Annotated in this window: 21 protein-coding genes; 6 read left to right on the forward strand and 15 right to left on the reverse strand. The window is 76.5% G+C overall.

All coding sequences use genetic code 11. The annotated features are described in order from the left end of the window. Positions 1–13: 13 nt before the first annotated feature. Positions 14–805 carry a hypothetical protein gene (locus tag BJ968_RS04040; protein WP_179749438.1) on the reverse strand — a complete coding sequence of 264 codons (792 nt, stop codon included), beginning with the start codon at positions 803–805 and terminating at the stop codon, positions 14–16. A 243-nt stretch (positions 806–1,048) separates the two neighbouring features. Here BJ968_RS04040 and rpsT point away from each other — a divergent pair, with 243 nt between their 5' ends. Then, a complete protein-coding gene (gene rpsT / locus BJ968_RS04045; RefSeq protein WP_179749440.1) occupies positions 1,049–1,309 on the forward strand; it encodes a 30S ribosomal protein S20 in 261 nt (86 codons plus the stop codon). 99 nt (positions 1,310–1,408) lie between these two features. On the opposite strand, the gene holA is transcribed toward rpsT, so the two are convergent. Next, on the reverse strand, positions 1,409–2,440 hold the full coding sequence (gene holA, locus BJ968_RS04050; protein WP_179749442.1) for a DNA polymerase III subunit delta: 1,032 nt from the start codon (positions 2,438–2,440) through the stop codon (positions 1,409–1,411). Between the two features lie 72 nt (positions 2,441–2,512). Between holA and BJ968_RS04055 the strand changes: the two genes are divergently transcribed. Next, a complete protein-coding gene (locus BJ968_RS04055) occupies positions 2,513–3,391 on the forward strand; it encodes an NAD(P)-binding domain-containing protein (protein WP_179749444.1) in 879 nt (292 codons plus the stop codon). Here the strand turns inward: BJ968_RS04055 and BJ968_RS04060 are convergent. Then, positions 3,372–4,823 carry an amidohydrolase family protein gene (locus tag BJ968_RS04060; RefSeq protein WP_179749446.1) on the reverse strand — a complete coding sequence of 484 codons (1,452 nt, stop codon included), beginning with the start codon at positions 4,821–4,823 and terminating at the stop codon, positions 3,372–3,374. The two genes, BJ968_RS04055 and BJ968_RS04060, sit on opposite strands and share 20 nt — an antisense overlap. Before the next feature lie 59 nt (positions 4,824–4,882). After that, positions 4,883–5,776, reverse strand: a complete 894-nt coding sequence (locus tag BJ968_RS04065) for an MmyB family transcriptional regulator (RefSeq protein ID WP_179749448.1) — start codon at positions 5,774–5,776, stop codon at positions 4,883–4,885. Positions 5,777–5,919: 143 nt separating this feature from the next. Between BJ968_RS04065 and BJ968_RS04070 the strand changes: the two genes are divergently transcribed. Further along, complete coding sequence (locus tag BJ968_RS04070) at positions 5,920–6,678, forward strand: SDR family oxidoreductase (protein WP_179749450.1); 759 nt, start codon at positions 5,920–5,922, stop codon at positions 6,676–6,678. Positions 6,679–6,742: 64 nt separating this feature from the next. Here the strand turns inward: BJ968_RS04070 and BJ968_RS04075 are convergent, their stop codons facing one another. From BJ968_RS04075 to BJ968_RS04085, 3 genes are read right to left on the reverse strand one after another with little or no spacing between them, the layout of a single operon-like run. Then, complete coding sequence (locus BJ968_RS04075; protein WP_179749452.1) at positions 6,743–9,145, reverse strand: ComEC/Rec2 family competence protein; 2,403 nt, start codon at positions 9,143–9,145, stop codon at positions 6,743–6,745. Further along, a complete protein-coding gene (locus BJ968_RS04080; protein ID WP_218884766.1) occupies positions 9,142–10,014 on the reverse strand; it encodes a ComEA family DNA-binding protein in 873 nt (290 codons plus the stop codon). The genes BJ968_RS04075 and BJ968_RS04080 overlap by 4 nt, the downstream gene beginning before the upstream one ends. Positions 10,015–10,023: 9 nt before the next feature. Next, positions 10,024–10,698, reverse strand: coding sequence for a TetR family transcriptional regulator (locus tag BJ968_RS04085; protein ID WP_179749454.1), 675 nt, complete (start codon positions 10,696–10,698; stop codon positions 10,024–10,026). A 46-nt stretch (positions 10,699–10,744) separates the two neighbouring features. On the opposite strand from BJ968_RS04085, the gene BJ968_RS04090 reads away from it, so the two are divergent. Continuing rightward, positions 10,745–12,997 carry a glycoside hydrolase family 3 C-terminal domain-containing protein gene (locus tag BJ968_RS04090; protein ID WP_179749456.1) on the forward strand — a complete coding sequence of 751 codons (2,253 nt, stop codon included), beginning with the start codon at positions 10,745–10,747 and terminating at the stop codon, positions 12,995–12,997. Between the two features lie 45 nt (positions 12,998–13,042). Here the strand turns inward: BJ968_RS04090 and BJ968_RS04095 are convergent, their stop codons facing one another. From BJ968_RS04095 to BJ968_RS04130, 8 genes are all read right to left on the reverse strand, one after another. After that, a complete protein-coding gene (locus BJ968_RS04095; RefSeq protein WP_179749457.1) occupies positions 13,043–13,507 on the reverse strand; it encodes a DUF2690 domain-containing protein in 465 nt (154 codons plus the stop codon). Positions 13,508–13,538: 31 nt separating this feature from the next. Continuing rightward, a complete protein-coding gene (locus tag BJ968_RS04100) occupies positions 13,539–14,999 on the reverse strand; it encodes a fibronectin type III domain-containing protein (protein WP_179749460.1) in 1,461 nt (486 codons plus the stop codon). A 152-nt stretch (positions 15,000–15,151) separates the two neighbouring features. Then, a complete protein-coding gene (locus tag BJ968_RS04105) occupies positions 15,152–16,558 on the reverse strand; it encodes a protein kinase domain-containing protein (protein WP_179749462.1) in 1,407 nt (468 codons plus the stop codon). Next, positions 16,555–17,355: a hypothetical protein gene (locus tag BJ968_RS04110; RefSeq protein ID WP_179749464.1), complete on the reverse strand. Its 801-nt coding sequence runs from the start codon at positions 17,353–17,355 to the stop codon at positions 16,555–16,557. Before BJ968_RS04110 ends, BJ968_RS04105 begins: the two co-directional genes overlap by 4 nt. Positions 17,356–17,431: 76 nt before the next feature. Beyond that, the gene (locus tag BJ968_RS04115) at positions 17,432–17,956 is read right to left on the reverse strand and encodes a GNAT family N-acetyltransferase (RefSeq protein ID WP_343077798.1); all 525 of its coding nucleotides are present in this window, start codon (positions 17,954–17,956) and stop codon (positions 17,432–17,434) included. Positions 17,957–17,966: 10 nt separating this feature from the next. Continuing rightward, the gene (gene leuS / locus BJ968_RS04120) at positions 17,967–20,510 is read right to left on the reverse strand and encodes a leucine--tRNA ligase (protein ID WP_218884768.1); all 2,544 of its coding nucleotides are present in this window, start codon (positions 20,508–20,510) and stop codon (positions 17,967–17,969) included. Between the two features lie 161 nt (positions 20,511–20,671). After that, the gene (locus tag BJ968_RS26310) at positions 20,672–21,607 is read right to left on the reverse strand and encodes a diguanylate cyclase domain-containing protein (RefSeq protein WP_179749468.1); all 936 of its coding nucleotides are present in this window, start codon (positions 21,605–21,607) and stop codon (positions 20,672–20,674) included. Positions 21,608–21,648: 41 nt separating this feature from the next. Next, the gene (locus tag BJ968_RS04130; RefSeq protein ID WP_343077799.1) at positions 21,649–22,464 is read right to left on the reverse strand and encodes a shikimate 5-dehydrogenase; all 816 of its coding nucleotides are present in this window, start codon (positions 22,462–22,464) and stop codon (positions 21,649–21,651) included. Between the two features lie 47 nt (positions 22,465–22,511). Here BJ968_RS04130 and BJ968_RS04135 point away from each other — a divergent pair, with 47 nt between their 5' ends. Both BJ968_RS04135 and BJ968_RS04140 read left to right on the forward strand, forming a co-directional pair. Next, the gene (locus BJ968_RS04135; RefSeq protein ID WP_179749470.1) at positions 22,512–23,537 is read left to right on the forward strand and encodes an LLM class flavin-dependent oxidoreductase; all 1,026 of its coding nucleotides are present in this window, start codon (positions 22,512–22,514) and stop codon (positions 23,535–23,537) included. Positions 23,538–23,604: 67 nt separating this feature from the next. Then, the gene (locus tag BJ968_RS04140; RefSeq protein WP_179749472.1) at positions 23,605–24,396 is read left to right on the forward strand and encodes a serine hydrolase; all 792 of its coding nucleotides are present in this window, start codon (positions 23,605–23,607) and stop codon (positions 24,394–24,396) included. Positions 24,397–24,425 lie beyond the last annotated feature (29 nt).

Genomic DNA, 24,425 nt, shown 5'->3' on the forward strand with positions numbered 1-24,425 from the left:
GGCGGCTCAGGGCTCAGACGTCGAGGTCGCCGCCACCGTCGAAGCCGCCGTCGTCGAAACCACCGCCGTCGAAGCCGCCGCCGTCGTAGCCACCGCTGTCGTAGCCCTCGTCGTACCCGGCGTCGGCGACCCCCTGCTGGTCCGCCGCGCCGCCGTCGTCCCCGCCGTTCCCGGCGTCGTAGCCCTGGTCGTACCCCTCGTCGTAGCCCTGCTGCTCACCAGCCTCGTACGCCTGGTCGTCGCCCCAGTGCTCGTTGCCGAAGTCGTCGGGGATGAGGGCGTCGGCGATGGCCGTCCCGACGAAGGCGCCCGCGACGCTGGTCAGCAGCGTCCCGCCCAGGCCCATGCCGCCGCCGAAGCCGCCGCCGAACCCCCCACCGCCGAAGCCACCGCCGCCGAAGCCGCCACCGCGGCCGTACCCGCCGCCGTACCCGCTGCCGTAGCCGCCCGGGCCGTTGTTGAAGACCTGCACCAGCGTCCCCGGCTGGCGGATCTCGGCGCGGGTCGCGGTCCGGGCCAGCGAGCGCGCGTCGTCACCGCCCCGCTCGGCGGCGGGCACGACCGCCGACAGCTGCTCGAGCACCTGCCGGCGCTGCTCGGGGGTGAGCTTGGCGAAGGCCTCGGCGTGCGCCTGCTCCACCTGGTCCGGCGGCGCGGTGCGCAGCATGTAGCGGTAGCGCTCCACGGCGGCGCGGTCGGCGTCGGCGGGGTTCGCAGCGGCCGGCGTCGCGGGGTCGCGGCGCGGCGGCGGCGCGGGCTCCTGCGCCCGCCGTCCCCGCCCCAGCAGTCGGTCCAGCAGTCCCATCGCGTCCTCCTCCTGCTCGCTCCCGCTCGCGCGGGGAACGACACCACGGCGAGGGCCGCGGCGCACCTCGAACCGCTGCGTGTCGTGGGAGGGGCGCTCGCGCTGGTAGCCTTGACGACGCCTTCGCTCCGTGCGGAGGTCACGGTCTCCCACCGTCACCTCCCGGTGTTCCCCACGCCGGAAGTCCCCGGTGGAGCGACCGCCCTCTGACACCGATCAGCGATCGACAGGAAGACGGAACACGTGGCGAACATCAAGTCGCAGAAGAAGCGCATCCTCACCAACGAGAAGGCGCGCCTGCGCAACAAGGCCGTCAAGTCCGAGCTCCGCACCGCGGTGCGCGGCTTCCGCGAGGCCCTCGCCTCCGGTGACGCCGAGAAGACCTCGGCCGCGCTGGCCCTGGCCAGCAAGAAGCTCGACAAGGCCGTGAGCAAGGGCGTCATCCACAAGAACCAGGCCGCCAACCGCAAGTCGGCCATCGCCAAGGCTGCCGCCAAGGCCTGATCCTCGGATCCTCGCTGGAGGGCCGGTCCCGTTCGGGGCCGGCCCTCCGTGCGTCCACCCCTCCGCGCATCTACCTCCGGGCGACTACCTCCCGGGCGACTACCGCCGGGCGGCGGCCACGACCCGCACGGCCCGCTCCAGGGCGTGCTCGGGCGGGGTACCGCCGCCCTTGACGGCGTGGTCGGCGGCCGCGACGGCGAGGATCGCCTCGGCCAGGCGCTCGGGGTCCAGGGCGCGGACCTCGCGCTGGGCCTTCTCCACCAGCCACGGCGCCATCCCCAGGTCCCGCGCGAGGTCGGCCGCGCGCCCGCGGCCCGCGGCGGCGACCTTGGCCAGCTGCCGCAGCCGGGAGGCGAGCGCCGCGACCACCAGGACCGGCGGCACGCCCGTCGCCGCGGCGTGCCGGACGAGCACCAGCGCCCGCCCCTCGTCCCCGGCGACGGCGGCGTCGGCGACCTCGAAGCCCGTCGCCTCCCGCCGCCCCCCGTGGTAGCGGTGGACGGCGTCCTCGGTGACGGTGCCGTCGGTGTCGCCGAGCAGCTGGTCGACGGCCGCGGCCAGCTCCCCCAGGTCGCTGCCGAGGGCCGCGACGAGCGCCCGGGCCGCCTCGAGGTCGATCTTGCGCCGCGCGCGGCGCACGTCGCCGAGCACGAAGTCGACCTTCTCCTGGTCGCGCTTGAGGGGCTGGCAGGACACCTCGGCCACGCCCGGGACCGCGCGGGCCTCGTCCAGCACCTTCTTCGCCCGGTTCCCGCCCCGGTGCCGCAGGACCAGGACGACCGTCTCGACCGGGGCCCGCAGGTAGTCCAGGACGTCCTCGACGAAGGCGTCGCCGGCCGCGTCGACGCCGTCGACCACGACGAGGGACCGCTCGTCGAACAGCGACGGCGACGTCCAGGTGGCCAGCTGCCCCTTCTGGTAGCCCGCCGCGCTGGTGTCGGTGCGCTCGAAGGCGGGGTCGGCCTCGCGCATGCGGGCCAGCAGCGCCCCGAACGCGCGGTCGGCCAGGGCCTCCTCGGACCCGGCGAGCAGCACGACGGGCGCGGGGGCCAGGTCGAACGGGGGGACGGTGGTCGCCGCCCCCGCGGTGGGCTTCCTGGCGGCCGTCTTACCGGCGGACTTCACGGGCACGGCGCCACTGTCGCACGCGGCACCGACGCACCCGGTGCGCCCGGCCGGGACGGCGGCGGGCACCGTGGTGGGGTGAGCACCGACCGCATCGGCCTGCTGGGGGCCGGCCGCATGGGCCGCCCGATCCTCCAGCGGTGGCGCACCGCCGGCTTCGAGGTGCTGGTCCACGACCCGTGCCCGGCTGCCGACCTGCCCGGCCCCGTGCTGCCCGCCGGGCGGGTGCTGGCCGCGGCCGACGTCCTGGTCACGGCGCTGCCGGGGGCCGCGGAGGTCGCCGCGCTGGCGCCGGAGCTCACGGCCCGGCTGCGGCCGGGGTCGGTGTGGCTGGACCTCACCAGCGGTGACCCCCGCACGACCGACCGCCTGGCCGCCGAGCTGGCCGGGCGCGGGGTCGGGACGGTCGCGGCCGCGATGGGCGGCGGCCCCGCCGACGCCGCCGCCGGGACGCTGGAGCTGTTCGTGGGCGGTGCGGCCGCCGACGTCGAGCGCGTGAGCCCGCTGCTGGGCGCGGTCTCGCGCCGCGTCCGGCGGGTGGGTGAACGCGCCGGGGCGGGGCAGACGGCGAAGCTCGTCGCGAACCTGCTGTGGTTCGCCGAGTCGGTGGCGGTCACCGAGGCGCTGCTGCTGGGCCGCGCCGCCGGGCTCGACCCGCACGTCCTGCGCGAGGCGCTGGCCGGGTCGGCCGGCGACAGCGCCTTCCTGCAGCGGCACGCCGGCGCCCTGCTGGCCGGGGACCACCTGACCGGCTTCGGCCTGGACCGGTGCGTGGAGGAGCTGGAGGTGCTGGCCGGGCTGGCCGGGGACGCCGGGACGCCCTACGCGCTGCACCGGGGCGTCCTGGAGCTGCACCGCGAGGCGCTGGCCGAGTTCGGCCCGGTGCCCGGTGAGCTGCTGGCCGCGCACCTGCTCCAGCTGCGCGCGGGCGCCCCGTTCAGATCGTCCGGTGGGTGAACTCCCCACCGACGACGGTGGCGAGGACCTCGGTGCGCCGCAGCGCGTCCGCGCCGCCGGAGGCGAACACCGCGGCCGGGTCCGCCGCGACCAGCACCAGGTCGGCGACGTCGCCCACGAACACGCCGGACCGGCCGCCGCAGCTCGCGGTGAGCGCCACGTCGAACGGCAGGTGCTGGTCCGGCCGCCAGGGTTCACGGTCGTCGACCGTGCGGTGCACGGCGCTGGCCAGGGCGTCCCAGGGGTCCAGCGCGGCGACGGGGGCGTCGGAGCCCAGCCGCAGCTCGGCGCCCGCGGCGTGCAGCGCCGCGTACGGGTAGGCGCGCTCGGCGCCGTGCGCCCAGTGGACCGCGACGGCGTCGCGGTCGTCGACGGCGTGCCGCGGCTGGACGCTGGCCACGACGCCCAGCGCCGCGAACCGCGGCACGTCCCGCGGGTGGACCTGCTGGGCGTGCTCCACGCTCCCCCGGCACCCGGTCCGCTCGAAGGCGTCGAGGGCGACCCGGACGGCCTCGTCGCCGATCGCGTGGACGGCGGCGCCCAGCCCGTGCGCGGCGGCCCGCCGCAGCGCCGGTTCGAGGTCGGCCAGCGGCAGGCGCAGGACCCCGTGGCCGCCGGAGGGGTACTCGTCGTGGCAGAACGCCGTGCGGGTCCCCAGCGAGCCGTCGACGACGAACTTCACCGGCCCCACGCTCACGCGGTCCCCCGCGAGGGCGTCCCCCGTGCGCAGCCCGGCCGCGACCGCGTCCTCGAGCCAGTCCGCCCAGACCCCGGCGGCGACCCGCACCGCCGGGCGCGCCCGGCGCTCCCAGGACGCGACGGGGGCGTACTCCAGGTCGACGATCCCCGTGACGCCCCGGGCGGCCGCCGCGCGGGTGGCCTCGGCGATCCACCGGTCCAGCGCCGGCGCGCCGACGTCCCCGGCCCGGGTGATGAGCTCCATGGCCGGCCCCTCGCGCAGGACCCCCGCGGGGTCGTCCACCCCGAAGCGCCGGGCGGCCGCGGAGTTCACCCACACCGCGTGCAGGTCGGCGCTGACGACCACCACGGGCCGGTCGGGGACGTGGGCGTCGAGGACGTCGCGGTGCGCGGGCTCGATCCACAGCGCGTCGCGGTAGCCGTGCCCCAGGAGGAGGTCCTCGCCCGCTCCTCCGCCCGCTCCCCCGCCCGGCCCGGCGCTCGCGGCCAGCGTGCGCGCGACCTCCTGCGGTGAGCGGGCGGCGAGCACGTCGACGCGGCGGCGGGCGGCGGCCCACTGGGTGAGGTGGACGTGGGAGTCGACCAGGCCCGGCAGCAGCACGGCCCCCTGGGCGTCGAGCACCTCCCCATCGGGGTCCTGGGCGCGCAACCCCTCGCCGACGGCCCGCACCCGGCCCCCGGCGACCTCGACGTCGACGAGCCGGCCCGCGCGGTGGACGTTCCTCAGCAGCACGGCACGATCCTGCCGCGCGGGCCGGGGACGGACCCGGCCGGGTCGGTCCGGGCGGTCGCTCAGACCGCGGACGGGGCGTCGGCGGGGGTCGCCGCCAGGGAGGCCAGCAGCCGCAGCTTCTCGGCGCCCTCGCCACCGGCCTCGGGGTAGTACAGGACGAGCAGGAGCCCCTCGACGGGGAGCTTGTCGCGGTGCAGCCTCAGCTCACCGACGACGGGGTGGTCGACCACGGTCGTGCCGCCCCGCAGCCGGCGCACGTCGTGGCGGTTCCACAGCGCGCGGAAGCGCCCGCTGGCCAGCGACAGCTCCCCGACCAGTTCCACGACGCGCGCGTCGCCGGCGAGGTCCCGGGACAGGTCGGGGGGGACGTCACCGCCGCCGTCGGCCCCGGTGCCGCCCACCCCGACCGACCGGCGGAAGGCCCCGACGAACTCGGCGGTCGCGGCCTCCCAGTCCCGGTGGAAGTCCCGTTCGGCGGGGTCGAGGAACAGCGACCGCAACCGGTTCTCCCCCGGCGCCAGCCGCGGGGAGAGGGCCAGGGCCAGCGGGTTGGAGGCCAGCACGTCGAAGGCCCGGCCCTCCACGAAGGCGGGGACCCCCACCGCCGCCAGCAGGTGGTGCAGCCGGGCCGGCACGCGTTCGGCGGGCCGGGGCCGGGAGGTGCGCGCGCGGGGGCGCGGTCGCGCCAGGTCGTGCAGGTACTGCGTCTCGACGTCGTCCAGCTGCAGGACCCGCGCCAGCGCCTCCAGCACCTGCGCCGAGGGGTTGCGGTCCCGGCCCCGTTCGAGCCGCAGGTAGTAGTCCGCGCTCACCCCGGCCAGCAGCGCGACCTCCTCGCGGCGCAGGCCCGGGACCCGGCGCCGGGACCCGGTGGGCAGACCCGACCGCTCGGGGGTGACCAGCGCCCGGCGGGCGCGCAGGTACTCCCCCAGCGGGTTCGTCGGCTCGGCCACCCGGCCACGCTAACCCCGCCGCGGCACCCGCCGGGCCCCGCAGAGGGGGTCCTGCCGCTCCCCGGATCCGCGGGGACCTGCCCGCCCCCCGCCACCGGCGCCGAACCTGGGCGGGCACCACTGGACGCACCCGAGGAGAAGACATGGACATCAGCGGACGCACCGTCCTCGTCGTCGGCGGCACCTCCGGCATCGGCCGCGGGCTGGCCCGCCGCTTCGCCGCCGCCGGCAGCACCGTCGTCGTCGCCGGCCGCGACACCGGCAAGGTCGCCGACCTCGTCGGCGCCGGGACGGTCGAGGCGGTCCCCGTCGACGTCACCGACCCCGCGAGCGTCCTGCGAGCCCGCGACGAGGTGCTGGCCGCCCACCCCGACCTCGACGTGGTGGTGACCATGTCGGGGGTCATGCTCTTCGAGGACCTGCGCGACCCCGCCCACTTCGAGGCCGCGCAGACCACCGTCGCGGTGAACCTGCTGGGGACCATCCGCGTCCTCGACGCCTTCACCCCCCACCTCCTGGCCCTCGGCCGCGGGGACATCGTCACCGTCACCTCCGGCATCGCCTTCCTGCCCTTCCCCCTCATGCCCACCTACGGGGCGTCCAAGGCCGGGGTGCACGCCTACACCGAGGCGCTGCGCGCACAGCTGGCCGGGACCGGCGTGCGGGTCACCGAACTCGTGCCGCCCGCGGTCGCCACCGCCGGGCAGGAGAAGGTCAACCCCGCCGCCCTGCCCCTGGACGACTACCTCGACGAGGCCCTCGACCTCCTGACGGCCGACCCCACCCCCGAGGAGGTGGTGGTCCAGGCCGCCCGGCGGCTGCGGTGGGCCGAGCGCGACGGCACCTACGCCGACCTCCTGCGGCAGCGTTCGCAGGCGCTCGCCACCCTGCCGGGGCGCTGAGCCACCCACCGGCGCCCGGCGCCCGCTGCGGCTGACCTCGGCCGGCATCGGGGGACGGCCCGGTTCACCCGCTGGAGTACCGCGCGCGCCGATCCGCCTCGCGCGGGTCCGGTCCCCGCACCACCGTCCGCAGGTCCTGCGCCGACCCGGTCACCGCCACGTCCCCGTCGGTGTCGGTCCGCAGGACCCGCGCGCCGGTCGCCGCCAGCAGGTCCAGGGTCGCCGCGGCCGGGTGGCCGTAGTCGTTGACGGCCCCGACCTCCACGACCGCCACCCGCGGGCGGAGGCGGGCGTAGAACCGCCGGTCCTGGGTGGCCGACCCGTGGTGGGCGACCTTGACGACGTCGACGGCGGTGCCCCCGGGCAGGCGGGCCAGCACCTGCCGCTGCCCCTCCCGCTCCAGGTCCCCGGCCAGCAGGACGCCGACACCCCGGACCCGGGCCAGCAGCACCACGCTGGAGTCGTTGACCTGCGAGGAGTCGGGGGCCGCGGCATCCGCCAGCGACGGCCCGGGGCCCAGGACGGTCCAGGTGACCTCACCGGCCGAGCCCGTGCTCCCCGCGACGGCCCCGGTGACCGGCGCGTCCCCGGCCTCGCGGGCCAGGGTGCGGTGGACGGTGCGGGCGGCGGGTTCCACCGCGAGCGGGGAGAGGAGCACCCGCCCCACCTCCCGCCCGCGCAGGGCCCCGGCGAGGCCGCCGACGTGGTCGGCGTGGAAGTGGGTCAGGACGACCGCGTCGAGGCGCCGCACGCCCAGCCGGTCCAGGCAGCCGTCGACGAGGAGGTCGTCGGGGCCGGCGTCGACGAGGACGGCCGACCGCTGCCCCGAGCGCAGCACGACCGCGTCGCCCTGCCCGACGTCGCAGCCCACGACGAGCCAGTCCGGCGGCGGCCACGGGCCGGCCGGGCCGCCCCAGCGCGGGGCGCAGCGCACGAGCAGGGCCGCCACCAGCAGCAAGGCCACGGCGAACCCCAGCCACCGGCGACCGGAGCGCCGGAACCGGGCGGCGGCGGCGGCCGCGCCCAGCACCAGCACGGTCAGCGCGCCCACGACGAGGGCACCGGCGGCCCCCGCGGGCACCGGCAGGGACGTGGGCAGCCGGGCGCCGGTGCGGGCGACCAGCCCGATCCACTGCGCGCACAGCCCCGCCGGCCAGGCCAGCACCACCGCCCCCGCCGGCCACAGCGGGGACAGCAGCGTCGCGGCGAGCCCGATCACCGTGGCCGGGGCCACCGCCGGGGCGACCAGGACGTTGGCCGGGATCGTCACCGGGTTCACCGACGGTTGCAGCAGCACCACGACCGGGCCGCAGACGGCCTGCGCCGCGACGGGGACGGCGAGGGCGTGGGCCAGGACCCGGGGGACGCCCGCGGCGGTGAGCCGGTCGGCCCAGGGCCGGGCGAACAGCACGAGCGCCGTCGTGGCCAGGACCGACAGCACGAACCCGTGCTCGCGCGCCAGCCACGGGTCGGCGACCAGCAGACCCACCACGGCGGCGGCCACGACGGGGACCCCCCGCGTGGGCCGGCCCGCCGCCAGGCCCACCAGCGCGACTCCGCCCATGACGGCCGCCCGCAGGACGCTGGGGTCCGGCCGGGCCAGCCCCACGAAACCCACCAGCCCGACCCCGGCGACCAGCAACCGCGCCCGGCGGCCGCACCCCAGCCACGACGCCACCAGGACGCAGAACCCCACGACGAGGGTCGTGTTGGAGCCGCTCACCGCGGTCAGGTGCGTCAGCCCGACCTGCTTCATCGCCGCCTCGAGGTCGTCGGGCAGGCCGCTGGTGTCCCCCACGACCAGGCCCGGCAGCAGACCGCGCGCGTCGCGTGGCTGGGGCGCGACGGCGTCCCGCAGCCCGGCGCGCAACCGCTCGGCGGCGCGCAGCGGCCCGCGGGGGCGGTGGGTCGCGCGCAGGGGGCCGGCCGAGACCACCGCGACCGACCGCCGCCCCGGGTCGGCCGGGCCCAGCCGGCCCCCGAGCTCCACCCGGTCCCCCCAGCGCACGTCGCGCCACCCGTCGGCCGCGGCGAACACCGTCACCGGCGCCGCGAGCGCCGAGGTGCGGCCGCGGGCGGTGACGCGGGTGAGCCGGGCGTCCAGCACGACCCGCGCCGGGCCGCCGTCGTGGAGCGCGGGCAGGGCGCGGGGGTCGGACGTGACGGTCGCGGAGAAGGTGCCCGAGGCCCTCGCGGCGGCGAGGTCCTCGACGCCCCCGGCCGTGGACCGGCTGTGCTGCAGGGCGACGGAGAGGAGCACGAGGAGGCAGCCGGTCAGGACGAGCACGACCCGCGCGCCGCGGCGCACGAGGAGCAGGACCGCGAGCGCCCCCACCAGGAGCACCGCGCCGACCGCGACGGGGAACCACCCCGGGGCGGTGACGGCGCCGAACGCGGTGAGCCAGGCGCCGAGGGCCACGGCCGCCAGCCGCAGGTCGAGCGGGACGGCCGCCCCCTCACCGCTCACACCCTCACCCGGTCCCGCAGGTCCTCCAGGACCTTCGGGCCGATGCCCTGCACCTCGCCGAGGTCGTCGACGCTGGTGAACGGGCCGTTCTCCTCGCGCCAGGCGACGATCCGCCCGGCGAGGACCTCCCCGACGCCGGGCAGGGCGTCGAGGTCGGCGGCCGAGGCGGTGTTCAGGTCGACCGGTCCCACGGCCGCCCCGGCTCCGGCACCGGGGACCGGCTGGGGGGCGACGGCCTGCCCCGGTTCCGGCACGAGCACCTGCTGGCCGTCGAGGAGGACCTGGGCGAGGTTCACGGCGTCCAGGTCGGCGCCGGGCGCGGGTCCGCCGGCGGCGGTGAGGGCGTCGGCGACCCGGCTGCCCGCGGCGAGCGTGACGACCCCGGCGGAGGCGACCCGGCCCGCGACGTGGACGACGACCTGCGCGGGAGGCGCGGTCGGTGCGGGGGGTGAGGTCGGTGCGGGGGGCGGGGTGAGTGCCGCGCTCGCGCTCGTCACGGCGCTCACCGACCGCGCCGGGACCGGCTCGGCCCGGGGTGCGGCCGGCCGCGGCCAGGTGCGCCAGACCAGCAGGCTGAGGGCGCCGGCCACCAGGAGGGCGACGAGGACGACGCCCACCGCGGCCCGGGGGCCGACCCGCAGCCGGGCCGAGCGGACGGCCGGCGGGGTGCGGTCGGCGAGCCGGCGGCGCCACTCCGGGCGCTCGTCCCGGTCGGTCCCTCCCGCGCCCTCGTCCTCGTCCGTGCCCTCGCCCCCGGTCTCCCCCGGCGGGTCGTCGAACCCGTGGACCTCCGGGAACTGCCGGAACTGCCGGGCGGCGAGGTCCCGGACCGGGGACACCCCGGGGCGGGGGCGGTAGGAGGAGGGCACCGGGGAACGCTAGGTCGGTGCGGGCAGGTCCCCCGTGGCGCCGGCGCTGCCCTGTGGAGGGCGCGGGGGTGTGGACACCGCGGCGAGCTCGGCGTCGACCTGGGCCCGCACCTCGGCGACCATGTCGACGTCGTCGGGGTGCAGCAGCCACTGCACCTGCAGCCCGTCCATGACGGCGACCAGCCGGCGCGCCGCGGACTCCGGGCGCGGGTGCCCGCAGTCGGCGAAGGCCGCCGCGAGCGCGGCGACGACGCGCCGGTAGCGCTCGTCGAAGAAGGCGTGCGCGGGGTGGGCCGGTGAGGTCGCCTCGGCCGACAGGACGCTGAAGAGCTCGACGACACCGCGGCGGGAGGTGTTGCGGTGCACCACCTCCAGCAGGGCCTCCAGCCGCTCGCGCCCCGGGGCGGGCGGCTGGTCGGGGCCCGCCCCGGTCGACGCCGCGCCGATCGACGCCGCGCCGATCGACGCGGCGTCCTCGACGTCGCGCTGCTCCAGCACCGCCAGCAGCAGCGCCTCCTTGCTGCCGACGTGGTGCAGGAGACCGGCCAGCGACAGCCCGCAGCGGGTGGCGAGCTCGCGCAGCGAGGCGGCCCGGTAGCCGGACCCGGCGAACAGGGCCACGGCCTCGCGCAGGATCTGCTCGCGCCGCACCCGCCCCTTCGCGTACTCGCCCCGGCTGCCCACCCCGAATACCTATCAGGTGAACGGTGTTGGCGGGTAGCCTCGCCCCATGACCGACACCGACGTCCCGCGCTCCCCCGCGCAGCTGCTCGCCGAGCTCACGCTGGAGGAGAAGGCCGCCCTGCTCGACGGCTCCGACTTCTGGCACACCGAGCCCGTCGAACGCCTCGGCGTCCCGGCCCTGATGCTCACCGACGGCCCGCACGGCCTGCGCAAGCAGGCCGAGGGGGGCGACCACCTCGGCCTGAACGCCTCCGTCCCGGCCACCTGCTTCCCGCCCGCCGCGGGCCTGGCCTCGTCCTGGGACACCGACCTGCTGCGCCGCGTCGGGCAGGCCCTGGGCCGCGAGGCGCGCGCCGAACGCGTGTCGGTCCTGCTGGGCCCCGGCGTCAACATGAAGCGCTCCCCCCTGTGCGGGCGCAACTTCGAGTACTTCTCCGAGGACCCCGTCCTGGCCGGTGACCTCGCGGCCGCCCTCGTCGAGGGCGTCCAGAGCCAGGGCGTCGGGACGTCGCTGAAGCACTTCGCGGCGAACAACCAGGAGACGCAGCGGATGACGGTCTCCGCCGACGTCGACGAGCGCACCCTGCGCGAGATCTACCTCACCGCCTTCGAGCGCGTCGTCACCAGGGCCCAGCCGTGGACCGTCATGTGCTCCTACAACCGGATCAACGGCGTCTACGCCTCCGAGGACCCCTGGCTGCTGACCCGCGTGCTGCGCGAGGAGTGGGGTTTCGAGGGTCTGGTCGTCTCCGACTGGGGCGCGGTCAACGTCCGCGAGGACGGCGTGCGCGCCGGCCTGGACCTGGAGATGCCGTCCTCCTCCGGCGCCGGCGCGCGCCGCGTCCTGGAGGCCGTCGCCACCGGGCGGCTGTCGACCGCCGACGTCGACCGCTCCGTCCTGCGCGTCCTCGAACTCGTCGGGAAGTCGCGCGCCGCGCTGGCCGAACCGGGCGGCTTCGACGTCGAGGCCCACCACGCCCTGGCCCGCGAGGCCGCGACCCGCAGCGCCGTCCTGCTGAAGAACGAGGGGGGTGTCCTGCCGCTGGCCGCGACCGGCGGCACCGTCGCCGTCGTCGGCGAGTTCGCCCGCACCCCCCGCTACCAGGGCGCCGGCAGTTCCCAGGTGAACCCCACGAGGGTCGACGACGCGCTCACCGCCCTGCGCGCCCAGCTCACCGGCCGCGAGGTCACCTTCGCCGCCGGGTACGTCCCGGAGTCCGAGGACACCGACCCCGCGCTCGTCGCCGAGGCCGTGGCGAACGCCGCCGCGGCCGAGGTCGTCGTCCTGTTCCTCGGCCTGCCCGACTCCTACGAGTCCGAGGGGTACGACCGCGAGCACACGAACCTGCCGCCGGCGCAGACCGCGCTGCTGGAGCAGGTCGTCGCCGCGAACCCGGACGTCGTCGTCGTGCTGGCCAACGGGTCCGTCGTGAACCTCGAACCCTGGCAGGGTTCCGTGCGGGCCGTGCTGGAGGGCTGGCTCGGCGGGCAGGCCGGCGGCGGCGCCGTCGCGGACCTGCTGTCCGGGGCCGTGAACCCTTCCGGGAAGCTGGCCGAGACCATCCCCCTGCGCTACCGCGACAACCCGACCATCGGGAACTTCCCCGGCGAGCACGGTCACGTCCGCTACGGCGAGGGCCTGCTCATCGGCTACCGGTGGTACGACGCGCACTCCCTGCCCGTCGCCGCCGCCTTCGGGCACGGCCTGTCGTACACCACGTTCGACTACTCCGGGCTGCGCCTGGCGGCCGGCGAGGGCGGCCTCGACGTCCACGTCACGATCACCAACTCCGGTCCGGTCACCGGCAGCGAGGTCGTCCAGGTGTACGTCGCCGACACCGAGGCGACCGTCTCCCGCCCCGACCAGGAGCTGAAGGGTTTCGCCCGCGTCACCCTCGAACCCGGCCAGAGCCGCGAGGTCGTCGTCACCCTCGACGAGCGCGCGTTCTCCTTCTGGCACAGCACCGCCGGCCGGTGGGTCGTCGAGGGCGGCGAGTTCGGCATCCGCGTCGGCGCCTCCTCGCGCGACATCCGGCTGGCCACCACCGTCGAACTGCCCGGCGACGGCGTCCACGTCCCGCTGGCCGCCGACTCCGAGCTGGGGACCTGGCTGGCCCACCCCGGCGCCGGGGACGTCGTGCGGCGCGCGCTCGACGGGACGCCCTGGCACGACATGGTCTTCGACGAGCGCAACGGCGAGATGATGCGCGCGATCCCGCTGCTGCGCCTCACCCGCTTCCCCGAGTTCCCGGTCTCCGAGGACGACCTGCCCGCCCTGGTCGCCGACGCGAACGCCTGAGGTGCGGCGGCCCAGGCGGGACCGGCGTCCCGCCCGGGCACCTGCTCAGTACCAGCCGGTGCAGGTGACCTGCGAGTAGTCGCGCAGCTTGAAGCAGGCCCGCATGAGGTACCCGGCGTCGTCGATGGCGCTCGTCCAGTCCTGGCCCCCGTTGACCAGGTAGCCACCGGGCCGGTTCACCTGGCACATCTGCCCGTCGGTCGTCGTCCCCGACCTCCGGTCGGTCCAGAGGTGGTACGCCTTGGCGGTCGTCCCGGCCGGTGCCGTCTTGGTCACCCTGCCCCACGCGAACCGGGTGCTCGGGGAGTACCTCAGTTCCACCCGGAAGCTCTGACCGCCGACCGCCACGGACTGCGAGGCGGGGGTGGTGGCGGTCCCGAGGGTCGAGGGGTTCCGCGAGGACGGGCACGTCAGCGACGCGGCCTGGGCCCCGCCGGCACCGGCGGTCAGCAGGCCGACCACCAGGGGGACGGCAGCCAGGGCGGACAGGGAGCGGTGGGAGATCTTCATCGTTCTTCCTTCCGGTGAGCGGTCGATTTCCTCAGGCCTGGGCGTACTGGACGACCCAGTCGATCTGGATGTGCCCCGCCGTCGTGGGCTTCTCGCCGTAGGCGGTCTCGGACTGCAGGACCCAGTGCATGGGGCCGGTGGGCACCTGCCGGGTGGCCGTCCCCACGAGCCGGCCGTCGAGGAGGAACTTCACCTGCCCCGCGGTCCACTCCGTCGTCGCCGTGTGCCAGCCCGGGCTGAAGGCGACGCCGGAGTGGAACTCGTCCTGACCGCCCGCCGGGTTCGCGTAGTGCAGGAACCCCTTGACCTCGCCGTCGAGTTCACCCTCGGGCCAGTCGATCTCGCCCTTGTCCGGCCACTCGCGGGTGGCCGGGTCGCCGTCGTCCAGCGGCCACAGCAGCCAGGCGCTGGACCACCCGGCCATCCCCGGGTCCACCTTGAAGCGCACCGAGTACCGCCCGAACACCTGGTCGGCGTTCCTGCCGCCCACCTTCGGGATCAGCGCCGCCGACTGCGGGACACCGTTCTCGCTGTGCAGGTAGTAGTCACCGACGCCACCCTTGGCGGAGAACACCTTCGAGGTCTTCCAGACACCCTGCTTCCCGGTGTCGGGGGTTCCCCAGTCGTAGGGCTCGAAGCGCCCCGAGTACGCGCCCGGCCACCCGCCCAGGGGCAGGTCGGCGGTGAAGTCCTCGGCGAAGACCTGCTTCCAGCCGGTCAGGCCCCCCACGGGCATCGCCTGCCCGGACGGCGACGGGCTCGGGACGACGGCCTTGACCGCGGCGGGCGTCCCGGTGCCCAGCGACGTGATCGCCGCGACCGTGAAGGTGTACGTCCGGCCCGCGACGAGGTTCCCGAAGACCTGCTGCCGCGCCGTGGCCGCCACCGTCGTGCTCCACGCCCCCGCCCCCGTGCTGTCGGTCCCGTCGCGGGCGACCCGGTACCCCGTCACGGCGGCGCCGCCGGAGGCCTTCGGCGGCGCCCAGGCCAGCGTCGCGGTGCCGCCGCTCGCCGCGGGGGTCACCGTCACGGAGGTGGGTGCGGTCGCGAGCGCCGTCGTGGAGGTCATCGTCACCGCGACCGTGGTGGTCGTGCCGGCCCCGGCGGAGTTCACGGCCCGCACGGACAGCCGGTAGGTGGCGCCGGGGACGAGCTGCCCGAAGGTCGCCGATCGCGCGGTGGCGGCGACCGTGCCGCTCCAGGCGCCGTACCCGGTGGAGTCCCGGCCGTCGCGGGACACGACGTACCCGGTGACTGCGGCACCCCCGGTGCTGGTCGGTGCGCCCCAGGACAGCGTCGCCGACGTCCCGGAGGTCGTCACCCGCACCGAGGTGGGCGCGGACGGGGCGGCGACGGCGCTGAAGGCCGGCGGTGGCGGCCCGGCGGCGACCGTGACGGGCGCCAGGGCCGCGACGAGGGCGAGCGTGAGCCGCGGCAGGCCGCGGCGGTGGCGACGGTGCTGCGGACCGCCGGGGCGGGGTCGTGCGCGCATGGAGTCCTCCACGGACCGGTGGGGTGGCCACGACGGGAACCGGCGCAGGTGACCCCCCTCGTGACCACCTGCACCGGGTGACCGGCGCGCTCATCCAAACGGGTGACGGCCCGGGCCCTCACCGGCAGCCCTGCCCTTGACAGGGCCGGAGTTCAGAGCACCTCGAACGGCCCGGAGTCCACGACGAACGTGCTGAGCGGCTCGACGTCGGCCGGCAGGGTCCGCCACCCGTCGGCGGAGTTCTCCGCCAGCCACGCCGCGGCCTCCTGCTGCCGCTGGGGGCTCAGCCGGGCCAGGGCCACGTCGAAGACGATGCCCTGCGCCGCGTCGTAGGAGCTCAGCTGGAGCGGGTCGGTCTGGAAGCAGCCGTCCCCGTCGGGTCGCACCACGCCCAGCGGGTACCACGTCAGGCTCCCGGGGCGGCCGTCGCGGCCGACGGGCAGGCGCCGGGGGAAGGAGACGATCCACAGCGGGCCCGGGGTCGATCCGGCCAGCTCCGGCGCGACCCGGCCCGACACCTCCAGGGAGATGTGGCCGTGGACGGTGTAGCCGAGGTGGCTGACCTCCGCCAGACCGGGCCCGCGGCCGGGGACCACCGCGTCGACCGTCGTCGCGACCGGGCACCCCGCCGGGGACGCGGTGGGGTCGGTGGCCGTCGTGGGCGCGGCCGCGCTGCCCCCCAGCACGAGGCAGACGGCGAGGGCGGCTCCCAGCCCGCTCAGCCGGGCCTCGCGCCGCACCCGGCTCACCGTCCCGGCGGGCGCGGTGGGGACGGGAGCAGCGGTGACGGCGGCGGGGGCCGGGACGTGCCCCGCCGCAGCCGCCACGAGCCGGCGGTGCAGGTCCTGGGCGTCGGCGGGCCGGTCGGCCGGGTGCACCGAGGCGGCCCGGGTCAGGACCTGTTCGACCGCCGGGGGCAGGCCGCCGGGATCGGCGAGGCGGTCGTGCACCAGGAGCAGGGTCAGCGCGGCCGAGTACACGTCGCTGCGCGGTCCGGGCATGATGCCGGGGCGTCCCAGCTCGGGGGCGAGGTAGTACGGCGTGCCCGCCGGCGGGTTGCGGGTCGTGCCGTCGACGGGCATCACCAGCCCGAGGTCGGTCAGCGACCAGCGGCCCGCCCGCAGCAGGACGTTGGCGGGTTTCACGTCGCGGTGGACGTGCCCGACGGCGTGGACGGCCCCCAGTCCGGACAGCAGGTCCGCGACGAGGACGTGCCACTGCGCCGCCGTCGGGCGGTGGGCGGTCAGCCAGTCCTGCAGCGACGTCTCGTGCAGCTCGGTCGTGATCCAGGGTCGTTCCCCGGGCCCGGGCCGGGCGTGCCCGACGAGCCGGACCACGTGCGGGTGCCCGGACAGGGCGGTGTGCAGGGCGCACTCGGCCTCGAAGCGCCGGTGGTCCTGCTCGCCGAGCGGCTCGTGCCACACCTTCCAGGCCAGCAGCGCGCCGGACGCGGTGTCCCGCACGCGGTGGACGGTGCCCACCCCTCCGGTGCCCAGGACCCCCAGGACCTCGAGGTCGGGGTGCGCGGCCAGCGGGGCCGCGGCGCCGGACGCGCTCACGGGCGGACCGTCCCGCCCGCGGACGGCAGCAGGCGCAGGTCGCCGGCGTCGATGCGGTGGTGGCCGACGAGGACGTGCGCCAGGTCGTGGTAGACCGGCAGCCTCAGGGTCCGGCAGTCACCGGGTGGGCGTTCGCCGGGGCCGGGGTGGGCGGCGGTGTAGCCGGCGCACAGCTCGTCGACCAGCCGCCGGGCCGTGCGCGCGCTGCGCAGCCGCAGCGTCGCGGCCACCTCGCTGTAGGAGGCCGGGAACCGTTCCCCGCGCAGCAGGGGCGCGCACACGGCCACCGCGACCAGCCGCAGGTGGTCCGGGACGGCGGGGACCTCGAACCGGGTGGGCGCGCCCGGGGAGGCCGCCGGCCGGACCGGGTCGGGCCGGGGGTGCGGTTCCTGACGCACCAGCAGTTCGCAGCCGTCGGGGCCCACGACGGTGCACACCGGTCCGGGCAGCGAGCGGGCCGGGCCCCGGTCGGCCTCCGAGCGGCGCGGCGGCAGGTCCGGTTCGGGCGGCCGGCCGGGCACCTGCACGCGCAGCGAGTGGCTCACGGCGAGGTTGCGCAGCCACAGCTCCCCGTCCATGCGGAAGACCACCCCGGCCACCCGGGCCAGGTCCGAGCCGTTGAGGGCGGACCACACGACGATGTCGCAGCGTTCGTCGTCGCGGCCGAAGGTGCGCCGGCAGCCCTCGACGGGGAAGTCGTAGACCTCGTCCTGCTCCCCCGTGTAGACGACGGTCAGCGACGGGCCGGGAGCCCGCCCGTCCGCCACCGGGTCCGTGGCCTCGCGCTCGCGTCGCACAGGCTGGTTCTAGCGCCTCCGGTGCCCGCGCGCAGCCGGTCGTGGAACGTGCGACGACCTCGCGGTCGCGCCGGCGTCACAGCTGCAGGACCGTCACGACGTGCGGGCGCCCCTCCGCCTCGGCGCGCCAGCCCTCGACCATGCCGAGCTTGCGGGTGACGGCCAGGCTCGCCGCGTTGTCCGGGTCGACGATCGAGATGAGCCGCGGCAGGCCCAGCGCCCGGGCGCGCCCGACCCACGCGCGGGCCGCCTCGGTCGCGTACCCCCGGCCCCAGGCGTGCCGGGCCAGCCGCCAGCCGATCTCGACGTCCTCGGGGTACCAGCGCATGCGGTGCAGGCCGGTGAAGCCCAGGAACGCCCCGTCCTCCCGGCGTTGCACCGCCGAGAGGCCGAACGGCTCCCCGTCCACCGACAGCTCCTCGAACCGGCTGTCGGCGTAGTGCGCCAGCCGGTCCGAGGCCTCCCGGTCCAGGACGGAGGGGAAGAACCGCATGACCTCCGGGTCGGCGTTGAGCGCCGCGAAGGGTTCGCGGTCGGCCGCCGTCCACCGCCGCAGCAGCAGCCGCGGGGTGGACAGCTCGACCTCCGCCACCGGGTTCACGCCGGGCCCCTCACGCCGGGACGATGTTGACCAGCTTCGGCGCGCGGACGACGACGGTCCGCAGGTCCCGCCCGGCCAGCGCCGCCTGCACCTTCTCCGAGGCCAGCGCCAGCTCCCGCAGCGCGTCCTGGGCGATGTCCGGGGACACCTCCAGCCGGTCGCGGACCTTGCCCTGCACCTGCACGACGCAGGTCACGGTGTCCTGCACCAGCAGCGACTCGTCGACCACCGGCCAGCCCGCGCGCGCCACGGCGGGTTCGTGCCCCAGCAGCGACCACATGTCCTCGGCGGCGTAGGGCGCGAACAGCGACAGGACGACCGCGACGGCCTCGGTGGCCTCGCGCACGGCGGGGTCGGCCGCGCCGGGGCCGGAGTCGACGGCCTTGCGGGTCGCGTTGACCAGTTCCATCAGGCGCGCCACGGCCACGTTGAACCGGTACGCCTCGACGTGCCCGGAGACCTCGTGCAGCGTCCGGTGCGTCACCCGGCGCAGGGCCGGGTCACCGGTCGAGGGGTCGGTGCCCGGCGCGGAGGTCACGTCCCGGGCCAGCCGCCAGGCGCGGCCCAGGAACTTCGCCGACCCCGACGGGGACACGTCGGCCCAGTCGATGTCGTCCTCGGGCGGGCCCGCGAAGGCCATCGTCAGCCGGACGGCGTCGACGCCGTGCTCCTCCAGCTGGTCCGACAGCCGGACCAGGTTCCCCTTGGACTTGCTCATGGCCGAACCGTCCATCTGGACCATGCCCTGGTTCAGCAGCCGCGTGAACGGCTCGTCGAACGGCACGTACCCCAGGTCGTGCAGCACCTTGGTGATGAACCGCGCGTACAGCAGGTGCAGGATCGCGTGGGTCACCCCGCCGACGTACTGGTCGATGGGACCCCACTGCGCGACCAGGTCGGTGTCGAAGGGCTTGGTGTCGTCGTCCGGGGAGACGAAGCGCAGGTAGTACCAGGAGGAGTCGACGAACGTGTCCATCGTGTCCGGGTCGCGCCGGGCGGGGGTGCCGTCGACGGGGCTGGGCACGTTGACCCACTCCTCGGCGGCCCCCAGCGGCGAGGTGCCCTTGGGGGTCAGGTTCAGGCCCTCGCTCGGCGGCAGCAGGACCGGCAGCTGGTCCTCGGGGACGGGCACCTCACCGGTGGCGGTGTGCACGATCGGGATGGGCGTGCCCCAGTAGCGCTGACGGGAGATCAGCCAGTCGCGCAGCCGGTAGTTCTTCGCCGCGCGGCCCCTGCCCTCGGCGGTCAGCAGCTCGATGGCCTTCGCGATGCCGGCGGCCTTGTCCAGCCCGTCCAGCGGACCGGAGTTCACCAGGACCCCGTCGCCCGCGGTGGCCTCGCCGGACTCGGCGGGGTCCGGCAGCGGGTTGCCGTCGGCGTCGCGGACGTCGACGACGACCCGCACCGGCAGGCCGAAGGCGCGCGCGAAGTCCAGGTCGCGCTGGTCGTGGGCGGGGACGGCCATGATGGCGCCCGTGCCGTAGTCGGCCAGCACGTAGTCGGCGGCCCAGATGGGCAGGCGCTCGCCGTTGACGGGGTTGACGGCGAAGCGGCCCAGGTCGACGCCGGTCTTCTCGCGCTCGGAGGACAGCCGGTCGATCTCAGAGGTCTCCTGCACCTGCGTGCGGTAGGCCTCGAACGCCTCCCGGACCTGCTCGGAGGCGCCGGCGGCCAGTTCCTCGGCCAGGTCGGAGTCGGCGGCCACGACCATGAACGTCGCGCCGTGCAGGGTGTCGGGGCGGGTCGTGTAGACCGTCACCGGTTCGTCGCGGCCCTCGATGGCGAACTCGACCTCAGCGCCGGTGGAACGCCCGATCCAGTTGCGCTGCATGGAGATCACCTTGGCGGGCCACTGGCCCTCCAGGGTGTCCAGGTCGTCCAGCAGCCGGTCGGCGTACTCGGTGATCCGGAAGTACCACTGCGTCAGCTTCTTCTTGACGACCTTGGCGCCCGAGCGCTCGGAGGTGCCGTCGGGCAGCACCTGCTCGTTCGCCAGCACCGTCTGGTCGACCGGGTCCCAGTTGACCAGGGAGTCCTTGCGGTACGCCAGGCCCTTCTCGTACAGCTTCAGGAACAGCCACTGGTTCCACTTGTAGTACTCGGGGTCGGAGGTGTGCAGGACGCGGTCCCAGTCGAAGGAGCACGCGTACCGGCGCATCGAGGCCCGCTGCTGGGCGATGTTGTCGTACGTCCACCGCCGCGGGTCCAGGCCGCGCTTGATGGCGGCGTTCTCGGCGGGCAGGCCGAAGGCGTCCCAGCCGATGGGGTGCATGACGTCGAACCCGCGCTGCACCCAGTACCGGGCGATGACGTCGCCCAGCGCGTAGGCCTCGGCGTGACCCATGTGCAGGTCCCCCGAGGGGTACGGGAACATGTCCAGCACGTACTTCTTCGGGCGCTCGTCGCCCGGCGCCCCGCTGCGGAACGGCTTCAGCTCGTCCCACACGGGCAGCCACTTGTCCTGCAGCGCGAACGCGTCGTAGCGCTGCTCGTCCTGCTCCTGGACCTGCTCGTGGGCCCGGTCGTGGGCCTGGTCCGTCGACACGTCAGTCATCTCGTCCTCCCGGTGCGCTCGTGCGTCCCGCACCTGCGAACTCGCCTGGACAGCGGAAGACCCCTCGCGCAGGAGGGGTCACGGTGCGAGCACCTGCGGGGCCGCAGCAGCTCAGCACCGGCCGGGAAGTCGGCGGGAAGACACGGGGGAAGCCTACTCGCTCACGCCTGCGGACGTTCCGGTCGGGCGGCGCGGTCGTTGCGGCGGCGCCCCCAGCCGTGCGAGGGGGTGCTGCGGCGCAGGGCGCGGCGCTGGGCCAGGGCCTGCTCGGCGCGCACCAGCAGGTCGCTGAGACCGCCCTCGTCCCAGGGGGCCAGGACCGCGGCACCGGCCTCGACGGACAGCCGGGCGGCGCGCTGGCCGCCGCCGGTCAGCCGGCCCTGCGCCAGGCCCACCCGGATGCGGCGCTCGAGCTCCTGGGCGTGCAGCCCGGACCCGGGCCCCAGGACGACGAAGCGGCCCCCACCCTCGTGCGCGACGACGTCGGAGGTGCGGGTGGCCCCGCGCAGCGCGGACGCCGCCGCGGTCCACTCCGCCTCCCGCCGGACCCGCTCCTGGGTGGCGGTCCGCGGCGGGCCGCCGAGCTGGACGGCCGAGGAGACCTCGACGACGCAGGCGTGCACCGCGCCGCTGGAGCGGCGGGCCGACTCCAGGACCTGCCGGCCCACGAGCACCAGCCCGCGCCGGTTGAGCAGGCCCGTGACGGCGTCGTCGACCTTCTCGTCGCGGGCGGCCTCGAGCGCCGACAGGAGCTGGCCGGCGGCCTGCTCGGCCGCGCGGTGGGCCCGCGCCGTCAGGGCCAGCGCCACGCCGAGGACGACGGCCAGCAGGGCGAGCGCGCCCAGGGCGACGACCAGCGCGGTGACCGTCGGGGTGAGCGCCGCCGCGAGCACCACCGCGACCGCGCCGGCGGTGGGCACCAGCAGCAGGGCGGCCCGCAGACCCCGGCCCCCGGGCGCGCCGCCGGTGCGCCGCGGGCGCACGACGGACCCGGTGGGCGCGTCCGGCCCGGCGGTCCCGGGGGCGGCGGGCGCGCCGGTCACCTCCCCGGCGGTGGCTGCCGGGGGCGTCGGGGGGCGGGAGGGCGAGGAGGGCACCCCTCGATCCTCCCGCGCGCGGGCCCGCTCCGGGGCCCCTCTCACCCCTCCTGGCGGGAGAACTCACCCGCTCGGCGGACCTGGTCGGGGGTGGGGCGCACCCCGGTGTAGAGGGCGAACTGCTCGGCGGCCTGCAGCGCGGCCACCTCGGTGCCCGTGACGACGGTGCGGCCCAGCTCGCGGGCCAGGCGCACCAGCGAGGTGTCCTCGGGGACGGCGACGACCTCGAAGACGGCGCGGGCGGCCTCGACGACCTCGCGGGCGACGGGCAGGTCGTGCTCGGCGGGGCCGCCGGCCATGCCGACGGGGGTGGCGTTCAGGACGAGCGCGGGCCGTTCGGCGCCGAGCACGGGCAGCCACCGGGCGCCGTACTGCGCGGCCAGGGGCGCGCCGGTGGCCTCGTTGCGGGCCACGACGAGCAGGTCGTCGAAGCCGTTGTCGCGCAGGGCGGCGAGCGAGGCCTTGGCCATGCCGCCGCTGCCGAGGACGGCGGCGGCGCCCTGCGGGGTGATGCCGTGCTCGGCGAGCAGGGTCGCCACGGCGACGTAGTCGGTGTTGTGCGCGACGAGCCGGCCGCCGGTGTTGACGATCGTGTTCACCGAGTCGATGGCCGCGGCGGAGGCCTCCAGCTCGTCGACGAGCGGGATCACGGCCTCCTTGTAGGGCATGGAGATCCCGGCGCCGCGGACGCCCAGGGCCCGGATGCCCCCGATCGCGGCGGGCAGGTCGTCGGTGGTGAACGCCTTGTAGACGAAGTCGAGGCCGAGCTCGGCGTAGAGGAAGTTGTGGAAGCGGGTGCCGAGGTTGCTGGGGCGGCCCGACAGCGACAGGCAGAGCTGGGTGTCCTTGGAGATCACCGCCCCAGTGTGGAACAGGATCGACTTGTTGATGGTTCAATGACGATGTGAAGCGCATCGGGTTCCTGTCCTTCGGGCACTACCAGCCGGTCCCGGGCTCGGCCGCCCGGACCGCGCGCGAGGCCCTCGTCCAGACCGTCGAGCTCGCGGTGGCCGCCGAGGAGCTCGGCTTCGACGGCGCCTACGTGCGGGTGCACCACTTCGCCCGCCAGCAGGCCGCGCCCTTCCCGGTCCTCGCCGCCATGGCCGCCCGCACGAGCCGCATCGAGCTCGGCACGGGCGTCATCGACATGCGGTACGAGAACCCGCTCTACATGGCCGAGGAGGCGGCGATGACGGACCTGCTCTCCGACGGCCGGCTCCAGCTCGGCGTGAGCCGGGGATCACCCGAGCCCGCCCTGCACGGCCCGGCCACCTTCGGGTACGTACCGGCCGAGGGCGAGACCGAGGCCGACATGGCCCGCCGGCACACCGACGTCTTCCGCCGCGCCATCGCCGGCGCCGGCGTCGCGGAGTCGAACCCGCGGATGACCGGCCGCAGCGTGCACCTGCCGGTCCTGCCCCAGTCCCCCGGTCTGTCCGACCGGATCTGGTGGGGTTCGGGCAGCCGCGAGACCGCCCGCTGGACCGCCGAGCAGGGCATGAACCTCATGAGCTCCACCCTGCTCACCGAGGACACCGGCATCCCCTTCGACGAGCTGCAGGCCGAGCAGATCGCCCTGTTCCGGCAGGTGTGGAAGGAGTCCGGCTGGGAGCGCGAACCGCGCGTCTCGGTCTCCCGCAGCGTCATGCCCATCGTCGACGACCTCGACGAGGCGTACTTCGGCCGCGACCGCGGCTCCACCGACCAGGTGGGCTCCCTCGGCGAACCCGGCCTGGCGCGGTTCGGCAAGACCTACGCGGGCGACCCCGACCAGGTCGCCGAGGACCTCGCCAAGGACGCCGCCGTGCGCGAGGCCGACACCCTGCTCGTCACGATCCCCAACGCGCTCGGGGTGGACTACAACACCCACCTCATGAGCTCCATCGCCGAGCACGTCGCCCCGGCGCTGGGCTGGCGGCCCGCGCGCTGAGGCCCCACCACCCGGGCCTGGTGCTCCCGTCCCCGCGGGAGCACCCTGGTCCCGGGGGTGGAGGGACGTGGACGTCTCGCGGCGGTCGTTCGTGGCGGCCGGCAGCGGTGCCGGTCTGGCCGCCGTCCTCGGCCGCCCACCGGACGAGGTGACGTTCTGGGCCGCCGACCTGCTCACCGGGCGCGGCGCGCGCCACCACGCCGACGAGCCCCGCCCCGTCCTGACGCTGTCGGCCGGGGCCGCCCTGGGTCTGCTCGTGGCCCGGCACGGACCCGGTGTCCTGGCCCGGCGCGTGCGCTACGGCGCCGACCGGCTCGTGGCCCCCTCCCCCGTGTGCGCCTGGCACGTCCCCGGCGGCCTGTCCGTCGGGCGGCTCGGCGACGCGGCCCTGCGCCGGGCCGACGCGACCGCCACGAACCTCCTGCTGACCCGGGCGGGCGGCCCGGCGGCCGTGACGGGCTTCTGCCGCCGCCTCGGCGACCGCCGGACCCGCGTCGACCGCCTGGCCCCCGGTTCCTGCGCGGGGGCGCCGTGGGATCCGCAGGACACCACCACGACGTCGGCGCTGGCGCTGACGCACGGCACGCTGCTGCTCGGCACCGCCCTGCCCCCGCCGGCGCGGGCCCGGTTCGCCGGGTTGTTCCCGACGACCGGGCTGCGCGGCGGGTGGCGGCTGACCGGCACCCACTCCACCGGCCGCTACGGCACGGCCGCGCTCGTGGGCACCGCCGCCCGCGGGCGGCGGCGGGTGCTGGTGGCCGCGACGGTGCGCGCGGGGCAACCGGCCGTCCCCGGGTCCCGCGCGGCGGTGACCGGGGTGGTGGAGGCGCTGCTGGAGGGGCTGGACCGCTGGTGGTGAGCGCAGCACCCCGGGGACGACGAAGGGCC

Origin of the sequence: Kineococcus aurantiacus (assembly GCF_013409345.1) — a bacterium.
GTDB lineage: Bacteria > Actinomycetota > Actinomycetes > Actinomycetales > Kineococcaceae > Kineococcus > Kineococcus aurantiacus.